The sequence below is a fragment of the Spirochaetales bacterium genome, from assembly GCA_016930085.1.
Taxonomy (GTDB): Bacteria; Spirochaetota; Spirochaetia; order SZUA-6; family JAFGRV01; genus JAFGHO01.
This window is the reverse complement of record JAFGHO010000057.1, coordinates 83,437-103,272: the sequence shown is the minus strand read 5'-3', so window position 1 is coordinate 103,272 and position 19,836 is coordinate 83,437. Positions and strand designations below refer to the sequence as shown.

The window sequence follows — 19,836 nt, the reverse complement described above, 5'->3', positions numbered from 1 at the left end:
TAGATTTCTTTTTTTGTGTAAAAAAATCCGACGGTGAGTAAACCGAAAGACCCTTGTCTTCAATAACCTTGAATATGCCGCCTGCGTAAAATCGCTGCAAAATCATTCTCGTTTAAATTGGGCAAAAAAAGTGCGTCGATGTAATTTGACTGAAAATCCTTGTGCAGATTCAATTCGATTACATTGGGAAGGTCCGAAAGTGCGGTCATTGCATCGAGTGCATCTGATTCGACAAGAGCGCAATACGCGCCGCCGAGAGAGCCGTTGCCGATAAACTCGATACGTTCCGGAGGGATATCCGGGATCAATCCCATTACCATCGCATTTTCGATATCGAGATGTCCGGCAAACCCTCCCGCAAGGATAAGCTTACGTATGTCGTCGAAACCTTTCTTCCTTATCGCCAACAGTGTTTTCAACCCGGCATAAACGGCCGCTTTTGCCTGTAATATCGCCGCTATATCGGATTCGAGAACCAAAACCGGTTCATCCAGCCCCGATTCGTTTTCGGGTGTAATGATACATGCGGTAATTTTACTGCCGTCTTTCTCAACCGTATGGTACAGATGAAGCGATTTCAGCAATTCAGAATTGTATTTTCCGGAGGTTTCAATCAATCCGATACCGAAACCGGAGGCGATAAAATCGATATACCCGGTCCCGCATATTCCCGTCGCCTTCTCACCCCCGATCGTCCGGTATGTTATATTGTGACCATCGTCAAAAGCAATCTTCTCCACGGCGCCCCTGCTTGCCCGGCACCCGTGATACAGCCCGTAGCCTTCGAACGCGGGACCCGCGGCCGTTGAACAGGCCGAAAGACGACCTTTCTCGCACAACACGATCTCGCCGTTCGTTCCGATATCGATCAGAACTGCGGGCCCTTTTCCCTTATGCAACTTCGACACATACATATCCGCCGCGATATCCCCGCCGATATACGCCGAGACGGCTGGAAGGATATCGACCAGGCCCGTGCCGTGTATTCCGATACCGATTTCTTTTGCCCGAAAGACACCCGTGTTCCGCATGACGGGCGTAAACGGTGCTTTCCCGATATTGGACGGATTCAGGGCCAAAAACAGATGCATCATGACGGTATTGCCCGATACGGCAACACGGTTTATCCGATCAGGGGCGATGCCCGCATTCGAACATAATTCATCGATAATCGGATTGACCGTTTCCCGGACAATGAGTTTCTGTAAGGTGTTGATGTCTTCCCTTTTTTTGCAGTAGGATATTCTCGAAACGACATCGCCTGAAATACGGGTTTGCGCGTTATAGCGTGAAGCACGTGATTTGATTTTTCCATTTAAAAGATCGACGAGGATACCGACGACGGTCGTCGTTCCGATATCCAGGGCACAGGCGAAATTATCACGTGCCGTATCGCCCGCTTCGATACGGATCATGTGCGGGCCATCCCGCGACGTGCCCATTGTTACGGTAACGATATTCTCGCCTTCTGCCGTAAGGTCGGATAACGTCTGAAGCACCTCAAGCGGGACGGCGATCTCCTTTAACGATGTCCGCCTGTATACTTCGTCCAGAAGCCGTTTCCCATCCGAACGTTGTTTCCCGGATGCGGAATCGCTAAAGGCAAGACAATATTTTTTAGTCGGAGGATCATGGTGATACCGGTTCAGAAAAAACTCCTCAACGATCCGTCCCGCTATCCCAGAAATCGAGTTTTGCGGAATCGATACAACGGCCTCATTACCGATCACTCTTGTCCGGCATGCGAGTGTGTTGATTCCTTTTTTTCCGGATACAACTATTTCTTCACCTGTTCCCAGCCTGAAATGTCCTTTTTCCAGAACGCACCGGCATTTCCCGCATTTACCGGTTCCCCCGCAATCGGATTTTAGATATATACGCGCACTTTCGGCTAATTCCAGTATTGTTTTGTCAGGATCGTTTGATATGATAACATCATTCTCTCCAGTATTAAATATAATCGACATCGGTATACCGCCTGCAGTTATTATTTTAAAAAGTATTGGTTTTCCGCTTATAAGCCGGTCCCGGCTTCCCGTGCGACATCCCTATTGTTTTTAAAACAAGCATTGCTGGGACCCCTAACGTATTATAATATATCGCGTTTTTACAGCCATGCCCGACACCAAATCTTACAACGTTACGTTTCCCCTCATATTCATTTTCCATCTTTCCGTTATTCGGCGTAATCAGTAAATATAGTAGACACCTATTACCCGCAAATCATTCAGGCATTTCATTTCAATCAATAACGATATGTCAGCCGTTTATTCCGGCAAAATCGGGTTAAACTTATTTATTTGCACCAATTCGCCTTTTTCGAATTTTACAACCTCCTCCCTGATCGAATTTCCAACTCCAAAATATACCCGGATATTGACATCGTCAAGACGCTTTTTTGATTGCTTCGTTATTGTTTTTGTGATAACAACATCGACATTTTTCTTTAACAGTAATTGTACGGGATCATCCCCTCTATTATTTTTGACCGCATCGAATCCCCTCCCGCCATCGATAAAAAAAGTGAAATATCCGCATCGTTCGAAATCCGTATCCATTTCGGATAACGGACTCGGACCTTTTGCCGTTACACATATTTTCATGCCTTTATTCCTTTACCTGTTTCCAATAAATCATGATGATGTCAGTATCGAAATAATAAATACAAGTCAGGATCACTACTCTCTCATCTCCCTGTATTCTATAAAAATAAACTCAATAATTTTTCATCTCTCAAGACACACTTTCCCTGCAATTTCACACATTTTAAATACATAGGACGTTATCGATCTTGTTTTTATCAAATCCCTTGATTTGTACGCCTTTGAGAAAAATTACGGGAACTCCTGAATGAGAACCAACCCTTCTCGCAAACTCCTGCATGCTTCTTTCATCCCTCGTTATGTCGATTTCTTTTACATTGATACCGAGTTTTCTTAAATAATCTTTTGCCTGTCGGCAATATCCGCAGCTTGGTGTTGTGTATAAATCCGCCGTCATGATTACGTCCTCCTTATCTATTGCTCTCCTTTTGAGAGAATTTGTTAGCGAGTATTTCTGTTATCTGTTTTTTGTTCTGAATACTGGTAATCGCGGCCACAACTTTTCCGTGCTTATAATTGACGGTAAAAGGCAGCCCCATGAAAGTCGCACACACAGGTAAATCCCTGATAGCCCACGCCGCTTCAATATCGAAATCCATGTCAAAAAAAGCGACATGGGAATAGTCCGATTCTAATGTTTCCAGAATCTGGTACACGGGAATACACATCGGCCCCATCCTTCCGCAACATATGACCGCATTTTCATTCTCTTTCAAGGAATTTTCTGTTTCTTCATTCGTTTCCAAATGAAGCAACTTTGTTAATAACATTATCACCTCCTAAAATAATTGTTACTGTATTTGATATCGTTATTTACGGCGGAATAGTAATATATTCACACTCCGTTTTCGGGAAAACCAATAATATATTACATCTCATACATATTCATTCCCCCTCATCCGCGAAATATATTTTTCACATGATAACGCGGCGGTTACGCCATCGCCCACAGCAGTCGCTATCTGCCGGTAGGTATTTGAACGTAAATCTCCCGCCGCGAATATTCCAGACACATTTGTATTCATCTTGCCGTCAGTGATTATCCACCCCGTATCATCTGTTTTTACGATCCTTCTTACGTATTCCGTATTCGGAGTGAAACCGACAAATATGAAGACTCCATCGCAATTGAAATCCGTTACGCTATCTTTCTTCAAATTTTTTAGTTTTATGTTTTCAACGGTATCCGTCCCTTCGATTTCTTGCACGATAGAATCCCAGATAAATTCAATTTTGTCGTTTTTGAATGCCTGTTCTTGTAGAAATTGTTCGGCGCGAAGCCTGTTCCTTCTATGAACAACGTTCACCTTTGAAGCATACCGTGTTAAAAAAAGAGCTTCCTGGATTGAGGTGTCTCCGCCACCGACGACCGCCACCGTTTTGTTTCTAAAGAAAGCCCCATCGCACACAGCGCAATATGATACTCCCTTTCCACGCAATTCTTTTTCTCCCTTTACCCCGAGCATTTTTGCTTTTGCACCCGATGCGGCGATAATGCTGTACGCTGTATAACTGGCTTTGTTTTGCGTTACTACACGCCACTTTCTATCTGTAGCATTGATACACTCGATATACTCAACAAATCCTTCCTTTATTTCGAGACCAAAATAACGGGCCTGTTTTTTAAGGTTTTCAATTAATTCATACCCCTTTATATTCCCCGGAAATCCAGGATAATTCTCTATGAGATCAGTCAACATCAATTGCGATAAAACTGTACAGCTTTCAATTAATAAGGTCTTTAGCATAGCCCTTGTCGCGTATATCCCCGCGCTATATCCCGCCGGCCCTCCACCGATAATTATTACTTCATAATTGTTGTCCGACATTCTCTACGCCATCTCCTTTTTCATCAATGCTTATATTTTCAGATACTCTGAAAACTCAATTTTTACAACCTTGTTTATTCATAAAAAATCAAACTCGTTAGTTACCATCATCGTTATCCTGCGCCGATACGCATTTTCTTGCACCCAATATAACGGTACCCAATCTGATCATTGTACTGCCTTCCTCGATCGCGATTTTATATGAGTTTGACATACCCATCGACAACGTTTTCATGGAGACTCGAGGAAGTCCTAGTAATCGTATTCTTTCCATTATTTCTTTCGCTTTTCTGAAATACGGCCTGATTGCTTCCGGATCACCGGATCGCGGGCCCATTGTCATCAAACCATCCAATCGCAGATACGGCAAATTCGAAATTGCTCTGACCAAATCTTCTATGATACAATATTCGGGTTTTACACCGAACTTGGTAAACTCACTGCCTATATTTATCTCGATATAAACTGAAACGTGCTCTTTCCCTGCTGCTTTCACCCGTTTATTAATCGCGTTTGCCGTTTCAATCGAATCAACGGTCTGAATGACATCGAAAATCGACAGTGCCTTATTTATTTTATTTGTCTGCAAAGCTCCTATCATATGCCACGTTATTCCTTTTGCTTCTTCTCCCAACTGTGAATAAAGGGATTGTGCTTCCTGAACATAATTTTGTCCGATATCGGTCACCCCTGCGGATACCGCTTCAAGGATTTCTTCTCTCGTTGCCGTCTTCGCCGCCAATACGATTGTCACGTTATTATCAATTTCATCCCTCAATCTTTTATAATTCTCTATGATACCCATTCATTGCGCCCTCCGCTGTTTTCTTCGTCACGATAAACGCATATAAATATGCCGCCATGTTTGGAGAACATCCTTTGCTGACGACATCGCACTAAACATTCAATTTGTCCTCTACCGCTTTTATCTTTCCCAGCATCGTAACCCGCTTATCTCTTCTTTCGTCGATTTTTATTGTTGTTACCACTCTCGTGACCTCATCGTTAAAAACCGAATCATGCATTCTCGCAGCTATCTCAAAAATCTTTGCCAAAGATTCCGCCTCCACGACTGTCCCCATCGGATTCAATGTGTAACTAATCCCTTTTTCATGTTCCAATACTTTCAATGTCCCGGCGACATATCGGCTGACAGATGCATCCTTTGTTCCGACGGGAACAATACTGATTTCCATAATCGCCATCGTTATCTCCTCTCCGGCATATAAATATTTTTTAACATAAATAATGCAATGCACGCAAAACCGCAACACCATGACCTTCAATTGCAAAAAAACAGAAAACACCCTGACGGGCTATCGGAACAGGAAACGCCGGCTTTAAGAAACATTCAACTCAATCCATTCTTTATTGCTTCAAGTTTTTCGATAGACATCTGATTTATTTTGTTTTCAATAGTAAATGCCCGTAAATATTTGTCAATATAAACGATCTGTTCTTTTCTGGTTTTACATTTTTTAAGCAGACGTTGCGCGATTTCGATATTGTCATCAACCCTTTCAGGTATCTTTTCACTATCGTGTTTTACCGCTTTGGCGGGACAAATATCATGACATTCACCGCAGCGTATACATTCATTCATATTTATCTCCGCTGCATCGTCCCCTGTGATTGAAATAGCGTTAACCGGACAATTCCCCACGCATATTCCACACATCTCGCACAATACCTTGTCAATCCATGGCATAATGATTCCTCCTTAATTTTTTTAGTAATTAGTTGTATGAACAATAAACCCGCAGCAACAGATGATTGACGCCGGCGTTTCTTTTCTTCAAAATGTGTAACGCTAAAAATCATGCGGCACTCCCCTGATATGAAGCATAAGATGCTCTCCGTCGCCATCGAGTCCGTCAATCCATCCGTAATTGGCATCTTCCTTTGAATCTAGTTCGCGTATATACGGCTTGATATCCAGCAACGGTGTGTCATTAAAAACATCAATCCCGGAAATATAAATTTCGTTATCGACAATACGTTTCAACCGGACGACACTGATGCCGACAGGGTTCGGACGATTCGGCGCTCTACTCGCGAAAATACCGACACTCATTCCGTTTGTCCATGGGGGAATTACACTCATCAGCGGTCTCGATGTCAGATGGTCTATATAATAAATAACATAAATATAGGCGAATTTTTCCAGATCGCGGAGCCCCTGTTTATATTCGGGATCGACAATAATCCGAAACTCTCCCGCATCATCATCGAAAGGCTGATAAGGTGCTTTATCCGTATAAGGTGTTTTGATCAATCCTATTTTTTCGAAACAAATACGTCGTTTCACCAATCATCCTAATCTATTGTTTTCGCATCCATGTTGAACACAATACATCGCAGGCAATCTCGGACTGGAATAATTATTGAAAGCCCCCGCCGCCTCTTCCTCTTCCTCTCCCTCTTGCTTTTCCTGCGCGTTTTCCTTTTCCCAATCCCTTGCCGCGTCCCATTCTTTTGCCAATTCCCATAGCGTCGCCTGAAATAAATCCCGGAACAAAAATTCCACGATTAGTATTTTGATTCGTATCTCTTTCCAACTGTGACGTCGAATGAATTGCTTCCTGTGGACAAACGTGATAACATCTTCCGCATTCGGTACATATATCGACAGCGATGAATGCTTTGTTATTTTCCACATTAATGGCACCCTTCGGACATACATTGATACAAGTCCCGCATCCCGTGCATTCTTCTTTATTTACATAATACATGATCACCTCCAGATTCCAATGGTATTTACCCGCTCGATTTTTATCACTAAACTATCTCGCCATAGTTAGTGTTATTGATAATGGTTTTCATTATCACTTTAATAATGTAAAGGTTATTTACAATTATGTCAACGACTGAAAATAAATAACGCGGTTTCATTAATAAAAATCCGTCAGTCCGGCTATAAAAACATCGACATCAATTAGGAAATATGTAATGTCACGATTTTTCCCGGATTTTCGTATAAACTGAAATGATTCCTAAAAACTATGCCATGAGAAAACCACATAATAAATCGGCCGGTTTTTTCACATAATTCACACAGTTATCAGCTTTTCATAAGTACTATGCAAGTAACCTGATGAGGATTTCATAGAGTTCATCGAGTGCGGATTGTACAGGTGCACTCAACCCTTCCCCCAGGGTGACACGTTCGGGCTGAATACCGATAAGGATTATATTCGTAACGCCTTCTTGATGAAGCATGTCGAAGAAAAAATGCAGCGACATACCGTGTGTCGAAACGTGGGTTACCGGAAAATTCGGCCTCTCGAATACCCGGATCGTTCCCGGGGAGGCCCCGAAATCCACGGCATCGATAATGAGAAGCGTATCCGGCTTCTTTTTCACGATCGTGCCCAGATAGTTTTCTATACTTACACCCGCATCGAGACAATCGATCCGGCCGCCGGTTGAAAGTTGCTGCGCTAAAAGACTCCCTGCTCCGTCATCCCCCTTCAGACAATTTCCGATACCGACAACGAGTGCATTCCCTTTAATAAACGATTTGATACTTTTTCCAATCGCGGTCATTTTATATACGTACCCATATGTTTCTGACGCGATAACATGCTTTCGTGGTATTCCTTCGACATGTTTACGACAACGGACCCGCTTCTTCCGCTTCCCCTTATCCTGGTTACGTTTTCATCGCGTTCAGGAGGATTTCTTCGTATCCTCTTCGTAGACATCGATGACACTTTTTTTCCAGAGTCTGACACCTGAAATATGGGCGCCCTTTGAAATGGCGTGGGCGGCAGTCGGTGAGGTGATGAGGATAAAAATGAGACAGAGTATCGCTTTGATCCCTGTTGCCGAAAATCCCAGGAAGGCCATGACCCCGATCAGGATAAAAATTGTCCCGAATGTGACACATTTCGTTCCCGCCTGGAGTCTGTTATAGATATCGGGAAATCTTATAAGCCCCACACACCCGAAAAAATTAAAAACCAATCCGACAATAAGGCATATATGTCCTATCAGCTCATTCATCGAATCCCCTCCCTTCGAGGTATTTTGCCAGGGCAATCGTCCCGATAAAACTCAGCAATCCCCATGCAATGGCGATATTGATATAAAAATCCTGTTTTGTGATGACGGCCAGCAACGCACAGAATCCGACTATGACAATACCCAAAATATCGATAGCCACTGTCCGGTCGGGGGCCGTCGGACCCAACAAAATCCTTATCAGGCAGAGAAAACAACAGCCACCCAGAACGGCAAAGTATATCACATAGATCGCATTCATCTGTTACTCCCTTTTTTATTCAAATATTTTTACGAGAATTTTCTCGAACCGGCCGACGATTTCTTGTGTCGCTTCTACCGTTTTTGTTTCCTTTATATTGATGCAATGCACATAGATGACACCGTCCGAGTTTATATCCACGGTGAGTGTGCCGGGGGTAAGCGTTATCGAGTTTGCCAGCGCCGTTTTTCCGGTATCGGTAGTGAGTTTCGTCTTCACCTTGACAATACCGGGATTGATCGGCATGGCCGGATGAACGACCCGGTAGAGAACATCGAAGTTCGCGAGCAGCATGTAATAAAAAAGAACCGGAATATAGGCAAGCGCCCAGAAATATCGCAGGAGAACAAATCGTTTGTGCTTATGCTTCCTGAATACTTCTCCCAGAATTATAGTCGCAAGAAGCGAGACGATACAACCCGCGATCAACATCTGCCAATCCAAAGTCCGTGTGGTGAAATCAAACGGCCAGGTCAATAGATACCAGATGATAAATGAAAATATAAATAATGCCAGCTTACGCATGCATCCTCCTTCTATTTCTTTTTTACGGAATATATCCCGCAACAACATTTTCCGCGTACTTCAGACCGCCCGCCAGCGCATCTACCGCCGGATCGAGCAGGACTTCACGCAACTGGGGAACAAGCAGGATCCCCATCCCGATGCAAAAAACGGCAAGAAAAACCATCGCGATGCCCATTGCCGCCGGTGATTCCTTTATCTGCCGGAATGTATCTTTTAGCATTCCGAGAAATGTATAGCGAAGCACCTTGAGAAAAGAAACCAGCGTGACGAAACTGACAAGAAGGGCGAAAAAGGTCAACACAAGAAACACCGGATTATAGAGTGCGGCCATAATTGTCGCGATCACGATCACGAGTTTGCTGAAGAACCCGTTGAACGGCGGGACACCGGCTATCGAAAGCGAAGCGACGGTCGTTGCAAACCGGGTCACCGGCATTTTTTCCTTCAGTCCCCCCATTTCTTTCAACTGACGGGTACCGGTCGCGTATTGAACCGATCCCGAGCAGAGAAAAAGCAGCGATTTGAAGACGGCGTGATTGGCAAGGTGAAAGATACCGCCGAGTAATGCAAAACCGGAAACGAGTACCGGACCTCCTTCTGCGATCATATACGCGCCGAGACCGATCCCGAGTACCACATACCCCATCTGGCTGATACTGTGGTATGCCAGAAGCCGTTTGAAATCCCATTGGCCGACCGCGAGAAACACACCGATCGTCATCGAAAGAACGCCGAGAATCATCAATACGATTCCAAAAAATGGTGATACTCCGATTACGTTGAAAAACACCCTCGTCAATGCATAGATACCGAGCGCTTTGATGAGAACTCCGGAGAGCATTGCCGATATGGGCGCGGGTGCCGACGGGTGCGCGTCCGGCAGCCACGGATGAAAGGGAACCAGTGCCGCCTTAATCCCGAATCCGACGATAAACAAAGCCGCGATGAACATAGTCAGCAGATTACCCGGTATACCGGACAAGGCCGTCGATATCGCCGCCATATTGAGAGAACCCGCGATCCCGTAGAGAAAAGCTACGGCGAGTAAAATAAGCGTCGAACCGATGCTTCCCAACACCAGGTATTTGAACGATGCTTCGAGTTCTTCCTGTTCGCAGCCGAAAGCGACAAGGGCATACGAAGCTATCGATGCGATTTCAAGAAAGACAAAAAGGTTGAACATATCGCCGGTCAAAACGACACCGTTCATTCCGGCGACCATAAGCAGAAACAGCGAATAATATTTGTACTTGGCGCTGTATTGGGTCATGTATGATATCGAAAATATGGTGGCGGCAAAACTGACAAGGTTGATGATAATAAGCATAAGGGTGGAAAAACCGTCGATAACAAAATTGATGCCGATCCCCAACGGCCATCCCCCGACGTTATACGTACCGCCCGTCCCGGTTACCGGAAGCATGATCGCGCACACGAGCAGTCCGCCCGTTGCGAAGATGCCGAAGATATCCGAAAGTCTTTTAAACTTCCAGCTCACGAGGATTGTCAGGAACGCGCCGCCCAATGGAATGATGACAAAGAGAGGTATCAATTCTTTCATCCTTTTAATCTCCTGATCTCCATGATGTCAAAGGTGCCGTATCGCTGATACAGCCTTATGCAAATCGCGATAGCCATGGCGGTGACGCCCAGACCGATAACGATTGAGGTGAGGACAAGGGCCTGGGGAAGCGGATCAACGGCTCTTTCGAGAAAATCGATGATTCCCCGGGTCCTGATCGGGGCTATCCCGTCTTTTCTGTAACCGAGCATGACAAGAAAGAGATTGACGCTGTATTCCATAAGGGTGAGTCCGATCACGATCTTGATTATATTTTTCTTTGTTAACGCACAATAGAGGCCTATAACAAAAACAGCAAAACAAAGGGTAAAAACCATCCGATCTATTCCTCCTCCATATCCTGTATATATTCCTTCCGGCCGTTTGTCTCCCTGATGCGTAACACGGATAGAATCAGAAAGACACTGAAGAGTGATCCGGCGACCTTGAAACAAATGGCGATATTGTTGATCGGGATCGTTCCGGCACTCAGCAATTCGAACTCGCCGCCCGGGAACATCTTTTGAATAAAATTGTCAAAGAAAATACCGCCGAAGAAAAAACCCAGAATACCGACTGTCAGAAATACGAGCGCTCCGCCCGAATCGAATATCTGTGAAAGCTTCTTCGGCGATCGTTTGAACGCCTCGTCTTTACCGTATGCCAGTACGATGAGAATATAGAGAAAGACGATAATGACCCCACCGGCAAATCCCCCGCCCGGGGTAAGGTGGCCGGTAATGGTAATATAGACGCCGAAAAGCAGAATGAATACTTTCACCCAGCGAGCGATTGTTTTTACGATAAGTGACATCCCTTTCATTTTTTTTCTTCCTCTTTTCTTTTTGCCCGCCCCCGCAATATGGCAAGGGCCCCGATAATCGCGGTAAACAGGACCGTCGCCTCACCGAGCGTGTCATAGGCCCGATAATCGAGGATTACCGAACTGACAATATTCATGGCGCCGGTTTCCGCACCTCCGTTTTCGATATATGTCTTTGAAGCCGAGCGCGCGACGGTATCGAATACCGGCTTGCCGAACTCATTCAGATTATTGAACGCGAACCATGCGAAAACAATAAAACCGATCATCACGCAGACAATACCGATCAGAGCCGGCCAGCTGATATGATCCGCAGTCGTCTTTACATCCCGGCCGATTGTTGCACGGATGAGGAGGATGAGGAGGATGACTTCGACCGGAATCTGGATAATCGCCAGGTCCGGGGCGCCGAGAAAAAGAAACGCGATCGAAAGTCCGAACCCCACCACACCCAGCGAAATCACGGCGGACAGAAGGTTTTTCGTTTCCACGGCGATCAACGCACCGCAAACGATGAATATCATAATGACAAGTATAAATAATTCGATAAGTCCCATACTCCACCTCTCTCCTTATCCCATAAAATACGTCAAAATCAAGGTGACAATCAAAACAACTAATCCCACAACCGTCCATGACAGATAAAAGGGCAATTTCCCGTTGTGCAGTTTTTTCAATACAAATGTGATCCCGTCACCCACTTTTCCGAATAATTCGTAGGGATCGAACCACCCTTTTTCCTGCACGTTATAAAGTGATTTCAGCCCCTTCATATTCCTGATCGTATTATAAAAATCTGTACCGGGTACCCTGATTTCTTCATTGGACAGTATCTCTCCGCCGTAATAGGTCTCTACGGTCCGGGAATGTTTCTTTGCCCTCCCCACCGCGTAAATGAGAATACCGACAAGAATACCCAGCAGGAGAAATCCCGTTGCGACCGGCGCGTCCCAGAATCCCGTCTGTGAAAGTGAACCGACACCGAGGGTTTCCAGGGACGGGGTGATAAATTGATTCACGGGAAGAAAATAGACGACGCCAAAGACAATACAGAAAATCGAAAGGACCACGGAGGGAATCAACATACCTGCGTTTATTTCCTTTTTCACCGTTTCGGTCACTTTTGATTTTCTTCCTAAAAATATCGAATAAATCACTTTGATAAATGAAGCGAGGGTGAGACCGCTCCCGAACATCGCAATCATCAGGAATATATATGAGAACCGGCCTGCCGGCGAGGCGATGACACCCTGGTAAAGCATCCATTTCGATGCGAATCCATTAAGCGGCGGTACCCCGGAAATTGAAAGCGCGGCGATAATAGAGCAGGCAAACGTCACCGGCATCACCTTTGCAAGTCCGCCCAGCTCACCGAGATCGTTAGTTCCGGTTTTCTTTTCAACAGCGCCGCCGCAGAGAAAAAGGGAACTTTTGTAAAGCGAATTGTTGAGCATATGGAAGATACCGCCCGCGATTCCTATCGGGGTCATTGTGCCGATGCCTAAAACCATATATCCGACCTGACTGATCGCATGATAGGAAAGGAGTTTCGGAAGTTCGTGCTGAACGAGGGCGAGCATAACGGCCACAATAATGGTAACCGCCCCGATCGACATCAGCATGATCTGGAGGGGAACGATAAAGGTAATTTCAAACAGCTTTTGTGTGATCAAGAGAAGCAGATAAATACCGAGAAGTTTGTCAATTGATGCGGGAAGAAGCGCCATTACCGATGCAGGACTTCCTTTGCTTGCGGATGGAATCCATGTGTGAAGGGGCATCGACCCCGCTTTTGTCAATGCGCCCGTAAGCACGAGAAAAAACGCGAGATAGCTCAACGGGGTGTTGAGGAGAACGGTGATGTCACTCATGGTAAATGTTTTGGTGATATACCAGATAACGCCGATCCCGGCGAAAAGGCAGGCATCTGAAGCGCCGATCATGACCATTGTCTTTGTCGCCCCCTCGCGCGATACGTCTGTTCCGGTCGAAACGAGGAAATACAGCGAGATTGAAACGACTTCCCAGAATATGAGAAAAAACAGAAAGTGATCCGATACGAGAATTCCGCAACCCGCACCCACGGTGACAAGAAGAAAGGAATAATATTCCTTACGGCGCTCTTTTCCCGCCATATATGAAAATGAATATATGGCGACGAGCAACCCGAAACCCGTAAGGAAAATAAGCAGAAACGAATTGAAAGGATTCAGGGTAAATCTCAGACTGAAATCGAATGATTCAAGTGAAACAAGCGTAAGTATATACGAGAGATTTTTCTGAAAAAAGAGGGGAAATGTTACCGCAAAAGCTGCCGCCGTAACAATGAACGAAACGATTTCTCTCAAAAACCTTATTTTGCCGGGCAACAGAAATAACAGTACGCCGACGCCGATCGGTGCAAAAACAAGTAACAATAGCAGTAATACCAGGTCCATTTTCTCCCCCTGCTCGCTTGACGATGAAGATGATTAACCCCTTCTTTTACCGTCGTTTTATATAAACGTCGCAATCGAAGATTGCTGATATGTCGCGACCTCCGATTGCCGTATCTCATTCATAATCGTTGTCCCGCCGGTGACCGGCATCCGGCGTTATCTTGCTGCTACAACCATGGTATCTGATATATTTTCCCCGCGATCGCAAGGCCAAGCGCGATCAGTGATATGATCCCGCATCCGAACCAGAAAAAATTCATCGCCTGATCGATACGTATTCGCGGATTCGTATTTTTAATCACGATAATGACGACGAGAATAAGGATAAATTTTAAAATCGACCATAGTATTTCCAGTCCGATAAAACTGAAACCGCCGAGAAACAACGTGACAAGCAGCACCGGAAGCGTGAAAAGCATCATGGCCTGTGTCATCTTAAAAAGCGAAAGCGGCGGACCGGAATATTCGATATAGGGACCGGCGATAATTTCAGTTTCCGCCTCTGCAATATCAAAGGGAACGAATCCCAGTTTTGCCTGAACGACAAGAATCCCGACAATAAAAGCGATAACGCCGGAAACGCTTCCCGTAAGGGGTGTTCGCATTAAATCGGCAATCCGTATGCTTCCGTCCGCTTTAAGGACGACAACGGCGATGCAAAGCAGAAATGGGAGTTCATATGCGAGTATCAGCTTCATTTCCCTTCCTGCCCCGTGTGAAGCAAGTGGATTACCCGAGGCCGAACCGCCGATGATGAGTGCGATCGACGGTACAGTGATCAGGTAGATAACGACGATCAGGTCACCGACGAACGATGTTCCATAAATATTTGAGGTCCAGAGAATCGAAGAAACGATTGAAACACACACAATACCTAAAACCGGTGCCGCGAGGAAAACAAAGCTGTTGCCGTTTTTCGGAAGAATGGTCTCCTTGCCAAGGAGTTTAACGACATCATAGAATGGTTGTAAAAACGGAGGCCCTTTCCTCCACTGAACCAGTGCCGTCACTTTACGATCCACCCACGTTGAAACAAGCCCGATAATTGCGGTAAAGAAAAAACCGGGGAAGATCAAAAAAAGAAATATATTCCTCAATACATTCATCACATCCATTCTTTTGATTCTCCATTTTTTCCGAAGTAATTCATTTTGTCAACTCATCTTTATAGCAGCGTTTATTTTTATGGATGCATTATAGAATACTTGCCACTCAAAGGTCAACAAATATTATTTTTTTTCACACAAGTTGACCGGAATTTCATGCCATACGGCGCCGGACAACCGGTAATCTTCCCGTTGGTTTTCGGGAGTAAAGAGAAAGTTACGAGACAAGCCTTTACAGAGACATATAAAAATGAGTATTAATAATACATGCACGAATTCTCGTTATGCGGTAATCTTGTCGAGGCGGTGGTTTCCGAATACGAAAAGCTTTCCCCGCGGCCCAAACGCCTGATTGCCGCCCATATTGTCGTCGGCGGACTTCATCAGATCGTTCCCGAATCCCTTGAAACCGCCTTTGAGGTACTGACGAAAGACACCGTCGCCGAGTCCTCACGCCTGATCATCGATGTAGTCCCGATCGTCTGCCGGTGCAATGCATGCGGGAAGCAGGCTGAAATCACATATCCCGTTTTTCTCTGCGGGCACTGCGGTGCTCCGGACCTCGAAACGATAACGGGAAACGAAATGTATCTGGAAAAGCTGGAGGTCGAATACAATAATGAGTAGCGAAACAGTCAAAGTCTATCGTGACCTTATGGGTCACAATGCCGAATGGGCGGAGAAGACAAGAAAACTCTGTGCCGAAAACGGAATTACCCTTTTCAATATCATCGGTTCTCCCGGCTGCGGAAAGACCGCCCTCCTCGAGAAAATCATACCGATCATCCGGGAAAAACATCGGTGTGCCGTCCTCGAAGGCGATATCGAAACAACCAATGATGCCGACCGGCTTGCCGCCCTTCATATTCCCGTCAGCCAGCTTCTTACTTCCGGCATCTGTCATCTCGAAGCGAAACTGGTACACCATGCACTTCGCGACCTTCCGCTTCGCGATATCGATTATGTTATCGTTGAAAATGTCGGAAACCTGGTCTGTCCCGCAGAATTCGACATCGGTGAACATGCAAAAATCGTCGTTTTGAGTGTCACCGAAGGCGAGGATAAACCCATAAAATACCCCCTTGTTTTCAGGGAATCCAAAGCGATTATTTTGACAAAAACAGACCTGCTTCCCCACGTGCCCTTTCGTCTGCAGGATTGTATGGACTATATCAAAAAGGTGAATTTCGGTTCTCCCGTTTTCCACATATCGGCGTTACGGGGAGACGGATTGACGGCCCTCGTCGACTGGATCTCCGGTTATCCCGGGATTCATACACAAACGAAGACCGATTAACCCGCTTTTCTCACAATACAAACTGTTTTTGGGTATTTAAATCAATTATTTATATTGAAACAAGTTAGCGTTAATTTATAACTGTACGTGAGAAAACCGCATTAACGCCGATTACCCGGCGACAATACCTTCTTGAGTCCTCATGAAATGTCCGGGATATCGCTTCCGGGATATCGCTTCCGGGATATCGCTTCCGGGATATCCCTACCCCACCGACGGATTCTCATATGTATCGAGAATATCACGAATTTTATGGGTGAGTGCATTAATCGAAAAAGGCTTATAGATAAAATTGGTCTTCGAGTCCAGAATTCCCTGATCCGAAATTATGTCTCCCGAATATCCGGACATATAGAGGACTTTGAGGTCGGGAATCAGTTTTTTCAATTCATCGAAAAGCTGTTTGCCGTTCATTTCGGGCATGATGACATCGGTAAGGAGAAGATGCACGGGTCCCGTATGTGTCTTGCAGAACGAAAGCGCGTCGACTCCGTTTGTCAGATCGACGACAATATAGCCGTGCATGGAGAGAAGCCGTTTGGTAAATGTCCTGACCATTGTTTCGTCTTCCACCAATAGTATCGTTTCCCCCTCTTTCGCATCATGCGCGGCAAATCCCTCTTTTTCATTTTCCTGCTGAATTGAATAATCGGTGGCGGGAAAGTAAATCCTGAAAACCGTTCCCCTGCCTTTTGCTGAATGCACCTTGATAAGTCCGTGATGCTGTTTGACAATTCCATAGACAGTTGCAAGTCCCAATCCGGTCCCTTTCCCCTGTTCACGCGTGGTATAGAATGGTTCAAAAATATGTTTTTCCGTTTCCTTGTCCATGCCACAACCCGTGTCGGCAAAGCGAAGAAGTACATACTTACCCGGTTTGATTTCAGGCGATGAAATGCAGAACTCCTCATCCAGCCTGATATTCCGCGTTTCGATGCATATCGTACCCCCGTTCGCCATTGCCTGACGGGCATTTATGGCAAGATTGACAAGAATCTGGTCGATTTGATGGGCATCGCATTTAATGTTTTTCAGGGATTTCCCATGTTTCACATGTAATATGATGTCCTCACCGATAATCCGGGCAAGCATTTTTTTCGCTTCATCGACAATATGATTGAGATTCAGCACCCTGGGTGCGATCACCTGTTTTCTGCTGAAAGCAAGGAGTTGTCCCGTCAGCCCAGCGGCCCGCTCTATCGCTTTCTTGATTTCTTCTATATCTTTCTGGATAGGATTATCATTGTCGAGGGATTGCATGATAAAATGGAGGTACCCCTGCATTCCGGTGAGAATGTTGTTGAAATCATGTGCAATACCGCCTGCAAGCCGGCCGATCGCTTCCATTTTTCCCGCCTGAATCAGCTGTTCTTCGAGCTGTTTTTTCTCTTCAGCCGCTTTTTTTCTGCCGGTGATATCATGAACGAAAATAAAGACGTATTCGTCTCCCTCAAACTCCAAAAAATTGGCGATCACGTCGACAGAAAGCAGTGTCCCGTCTTTTTTTCTGTGGCGGGTTTCAAGTCTTCCCGACCCTTTCTCCTTGATCTTTTTCCAGTAATACTTCCATTGTTGTTCATCCATTGTCGGGTCGATGTCGAATACCGTAAGGGAAAGCAATTCATCGCGGCTATAGCCGAGCAGTGATGAGGCATTGATGTTCGCATACCCCAGACGCCCGTCAGGCTCTATCCAGAGTGTCGCCACTGCCGCGTGCTCAATCGAAAACATGGTGAGTCTTAATTTTTTCTCCGCCAGCTTCAAGGGAGTTATATTACGGGTAACCTCGACGACGCCCATAAGATCTCCCTTTTTCGATTTTACCGGATATCCCTTCACGAGCCAAATACGGCCGTCGGGTGTCGTCATTTCTCCCTCCGCGGGAGTCCCGGCTGCAATCGCCTTCATGACGGGACAATTGACACAGGGTATGTCCCTCCCGTGCCATATTTCAAAGCATTGTCTTCCTTCGATCTTATCATGAGTCAAACCGACCGATTCACATGCGGCTCTGTTCGCCCAGATAATTTTTAATGATGTATCCTGATAGGTGACATGTTCGGACACACTACTCAATATCAGGGCTTTCTCCTGTTCCGCCCGGATGAGTGCCCGTTCCGTCTCTTTCTGCTTTGTCATATCGATGGCAATGCGAAGCAGGGCGTCGATTTCCCCGTCGGCGCTGACGATGGGGTATGATGAAAAAAAAGCGGGAAATTTTTCACCGTTCTTTCTCACCATCGTACTTTCACCGATAAAACCGATTTCACCGTTTTTTATTCGCTCGATAACTTCATTCAATTCATCGGTATCTTCCGGAAGGTGGAGCATCGAAACCGGCTTTCCGATAACTTCTTCCTTCTTGTATCCGAAAATATGTTCTGCCCCGGGGCTGAATTCCCGAATCGCCGTTTCATCCTGATGCGTATCGGTAATCACAAAAGAGACATGTTTCGCCGCATTCAAAATGCCCTGAAGTCGTGCCGTTTTTTTCTGTGTCGCCTCTTCAGACTTTTTCCGTTCCAGTGCATTAACGATGATGGCGGAAATAAATTCAAGCAGGACCGTCAATTCACCGTTCCAGTCGCGCTGTTCTCCACGCCTGCTGCAAAACCCGATCGCCCCGTAAAGATTTCCCTTATATTCCATGGGAATGATAAGGATCGAGCGAAAAGTCTCTTTTTTCTTCCATTCTTTTTTACTGTACCCATTGAGATCTTCAGGTTTTGTGATCGAAATCGTTTCAAATAGACTCAATTTTTTATAAAACGCATGATTGAAGGATAATTTCCTGTGGATGTCAAGAATTGAATCATCGGGATGCTTGCACCACTCATGGGTCGTCATCATTTTCTTCCCCTTCGGTTCAAAAATAAAAACGGCCACGCAGGAGACATCGACAAATTGTGCGACATCGCCGAGCGCAGAAACAATCGCCTCATCGATTCTGCTGTAAGAAACATTGATAAACAAAGAGGATATTGTCGAAATAAGGGTTTCAAACCCCAAACCCTTACGATGTGTCACCCGTGATTCATTTGTCCGGGCGATATTTTTTATAACAAATACAACCCCCATGATATTTTCTTTTTCCATGAGCGGTCCGGCCTCGACGGCATACCTTATTTTTTCATACGCACCTTCGGGTGGGTGAAGTTCGAAGCGGATAACGCTTCCGGTCTTTCCTACACGATCGATCGCCCTTTGAATCAGCGGCCAATGTTCGCTACATACATAATGCCGTAATGATTTTCCGATCGCATCTTGTAATCGTGCGTCTGAATCGGTTTGATAAAAAAAACGAATGATTCCTGCCGAATCAACGATAATGACCATTTCCTGATTATTCCCTGAGAACAGCTCAGTTTCTTTTTTTTTCTTTTGTAC

23 protein-coding genes are annotated in these 19,836 nt (G+C 45.4%); 2 read left to right on the top strand and 21 right to left on the bottom strand.

Going from position 1 to position 19,836, the window contains the following annotated elements; all coding sequences use genetic code 11:
• Positions 1-59 precede the first annotated feature (59 nt).
• The 20 genes from JW881_09630 to JW881_09535 form a co-directional block, all read right to left on the bottom strand.
• The gene (locus JW881_09630; protein MBN1697763.1) at positions 60-1,967 is read right to left on the bottom strand and encodes a DUF4445 domain-containing protein; all 1,908 of its coding nucleotides are present in this window, start codon (positions 1,965-1,967) and stop codon (positions 60-62) included.
• 300 nt (positions 1,968-2,267) lie between these two features.
• Entirely contained in the window at positions 2,268-2,603 is a 336-nt protein-coding gene (locus tag JW881_09625; GenBank protein ID MBN1697762.1) for a NifB/NifX family molybdenum-iron cluster-binding protein, read from the bottom strand.
• A 163-nt stretch (positions 2,604-2,766) separates the two neighbouring features.
• Entirely contained in the window at positions 2,767-3,000 is a 234-nt protein-coding gene (locus JW881_09620; protein ID MBN1697761.1) for a glutaredoxin family protein, read from the bottom strand.
• 13 nt (positions 3,001-3,013) lie between these two features.
• Positions 3,014-3,373 (bottom strand): thioredoxin, encoded by a 360-nt coding sequence (locus tag JW881_09615; GenBank protein MBN1697760.1) that lies wholly within the window; start codon positions 3,371-3,373, stop codon positions 3,014-3,016.
• Between the two features lie 105 nt (positions 3,374-3,478).
• Positions 3,479-4,432, bottom strand: a complete 954-nt coding sequence (gene trxB, locus JW881_09610; GenBank protein ID MBN1697759.1) for a thioredoxin-disulfide reductase — start codon at positions 4,430-4,432, stop codon at positions 3,479-3,481.
• A gap of 97 nt (positions 4,433-4,529) precedes the next feature.
• Entirely contained in the window at positions 4,530-5,237 is a 708-nt protein-coding gene (locus tag JW881_09605) for a YggS family pyridoxal phosphate-dependent enzyme (protein MBN1697758.1), read from the bottom strand.
• 91 nt (positions 5,238-5,328) lie between these two features.
• A complete protein-coding gene (locus JW881_09600) occupies positions 5,329-5,637 on the bottom strand; it encodes an MTH1187 family thiamine-binding protein (protein ID MBN1697757.1) in 309 nt (102 codons plus the stop codon).
• Between the two features lie 146 nt (positions 5,638-5,783).
• Positions 5,784-6,140, bottom strand: a complete 357-nt coding sequence (locus tag JW881_09595) for a 4Fe-4S binding protein (GenBank protein ID MBN1697756.1) — start codon at positions 6,138-6,140, stop codon at positions 5,784-5,786.
• A 102-nt stretch (positions 6,141-6,242) separates the two neighbouring features.
• Positions 6,243-6,740: a tRNA (N6-threonylcarbamoyladenosine(37)-N6)-methyltransferase TrmO gene (gene tsaA, locus JW881_09590; GenBank protein MBN1697755.1), complete on the bottom strand. Its 498-nt coding sequence runs from the start codon at positions 6,738-6,740 to the stop codon at positions 6,243-6,245.
• Positions 6,741-6,813: 73 nt separating this feature from the next.
• Positions 6,814-7,164, bottom strand: a complete 351-nt coding sequence (locus JW881_09585; protein MBN1697754.1) for a 4Fe-4S binding protein — start codon at positions 7,162-7,164, stop codon at positions 6,814-6,816.
• A 346-nt stretch (positions 7,165-7,510) separates the two neighbouring features.
• Positions 7,511-7,978, bottom strand: coding sequence for a hydrogenase 3 maturation endopeptidase HyCI (locus tag JW881_09580; GenBank protein ID MBN1697753.1), 468 nt, complete (start codon positions 7,976-7,978; stop codon positions 7,511-7,513).
• 123 nt (positions 7,979-8,101) lie between these two features.
• Positions 8,102-8,437 (bottom strand): Na+/H+ antiporter subunit G, encoded by a 336-nt coding sequence (locus tag JW881_09575; GenBank protein MBN1697752.1) that lies wholly within the window; start codon positions 8,435-8,437, stop codon positions 8,102-8,104.
• Positions 8,430-8,696 (bottom strand): cation:proton antiporter, encoded by a 267-nt coding sequence (locus JW881_09570; protein ID MBN1697751.1) that lies wholly within the window; start codon positions 8,694-8,696, stop codon positions 8,430-8,432. Before JW881_09570 ends, JW881_09575 begins: the two co-directional genes overlap by 8 nt.
• 15 nt (positions 8,697-8,711) lie before the next feature.
• The gene (locus JW881_09565; GenBank protein MBN1697750.1) at positions 8,712-9,221 is read right to left on the bottom strand and encodes a Na+/H+ antiporter subunit E; all 510 of its coding nucleotides are present in this window, start codon (positions 9,219-9,221) and stop codon (positions 8,712-8,714) included.
• A gap of 22 nt (positions 9,222-9,243) precedes the next feature.
• A complete protein-coding gene (locus tag JW881_09560) occupies positions 9,244-10,785 on the bottom strand; it encodes a hypothetical protein (GenBank protein ID MBN1697749.1) in 1,542 nt (513 codons plus the stop codon).
• A complete protein-coding gene (locus JW881_09555; protein MBN1697748.1) occupies positions 10,782-11,123 on the bottom strand; it encodes an NADH-quinone oxidoreductase subunit K in 342 nt (113 codons plus the stop codon). Before JW881_09555 ends, JW881_09560 begins: the two co-directional genes overlap by 4 nt.
• A gap of 5 nt (positions 11,124-11,128) precedes the next feature.
• The gene (locus JW881_09550) at positions 11,129-11,608 is read right to left on the bottom strand and encodes a hypothetical protein (protein ID MBN1697747.1); all 480 of its coding nucleotides are present in this window, start codon (positions 11,606-11,608) and stop codon (positions 11,129-11,131) included.
• A complete protein-coding gene (locus JW881_09545; GenBank protein MBN1697746.1) occupies positions 11,605-12,165 on the bottom strand; it encodes a DUF4040 domain-containing protein in 561 nt (186 codons plus the stop codon). The genes JW881_09550 and JW881_09545 overlap by 4 nt, the downstream gene beginning before the upstream one ends.
• A 15-nt stretch (positions 12,166-12,180) precedes the next feature.
• Positions 12,181-14,046, bottom strand: a complete 1,866-nt coding sequence (locus tag JW881_09540; GenBank protein MBN1697745.1) for an NADH dehydrogenase — start codon at positions 14,044-14,046, stop codon at positions 12,181-12,183.
• Positions 14,047-14,213: 167 nt separating this feature from the next.
• Complete coding sequence (locus tag JW881_09535) at positions 14,214-15,161, bottom strand: NADH-quinone oxidoreductase subunit H (GenBank protein MBN1697744.1); 948 nt, start codon at positions 15,159-15,161, stop codon at positions 14,214-14,216.
• A 258-nt stretch (positions 15,162-15,419) separates the two neighbouring features.
• Here JW881_09535 and JW881_09530 point away from each other — a divergent pair, with 258 nt between their 5' ends.
• On the top strand, positions 15,420-15,779 hold the full coding sequence (locus JW881_09530; GenBank protein MBN1697743.1) for a hydrogenase maturation nickel metallochaperone HypA: 360 nt from the start codon (positions 15,420-15,422) through the stop codon (positions 15,777-15,779).
• The gene (gene hypB / locus JW881_09525; protein MBN1697742.1) at positions 15,772-16,449 is read left to right on the top strand and encodes a hydrogenase nickel incorporation protein HypB; all 678 of its coding nucleotides are present in this window, start codon (positions 15,772-15,774) and stop codon (positions 16,447-16,449) included. Before JW881_09530 ends, hypB begins: the two co-directional genes overlap by 8 nt.
• Positions 16,450-16,653: 204 nt before the next feature.
• Here the strand turns inward: hypB and JW881_09520 are convergent, their stop codons facing one another.
• On the bottom strand, positions 16,654-19,785 hold the full coding sequence (locus JW881_09520; protein ID MBN1697741.1) for a PAS domain S-box protein: 3,132 nt from the start codon (positions 19,783-19,785) through the stop codon (positions 16,654-16,656).
• Positions 19,786-19,836: the final 51 nt, after the last annotated feature.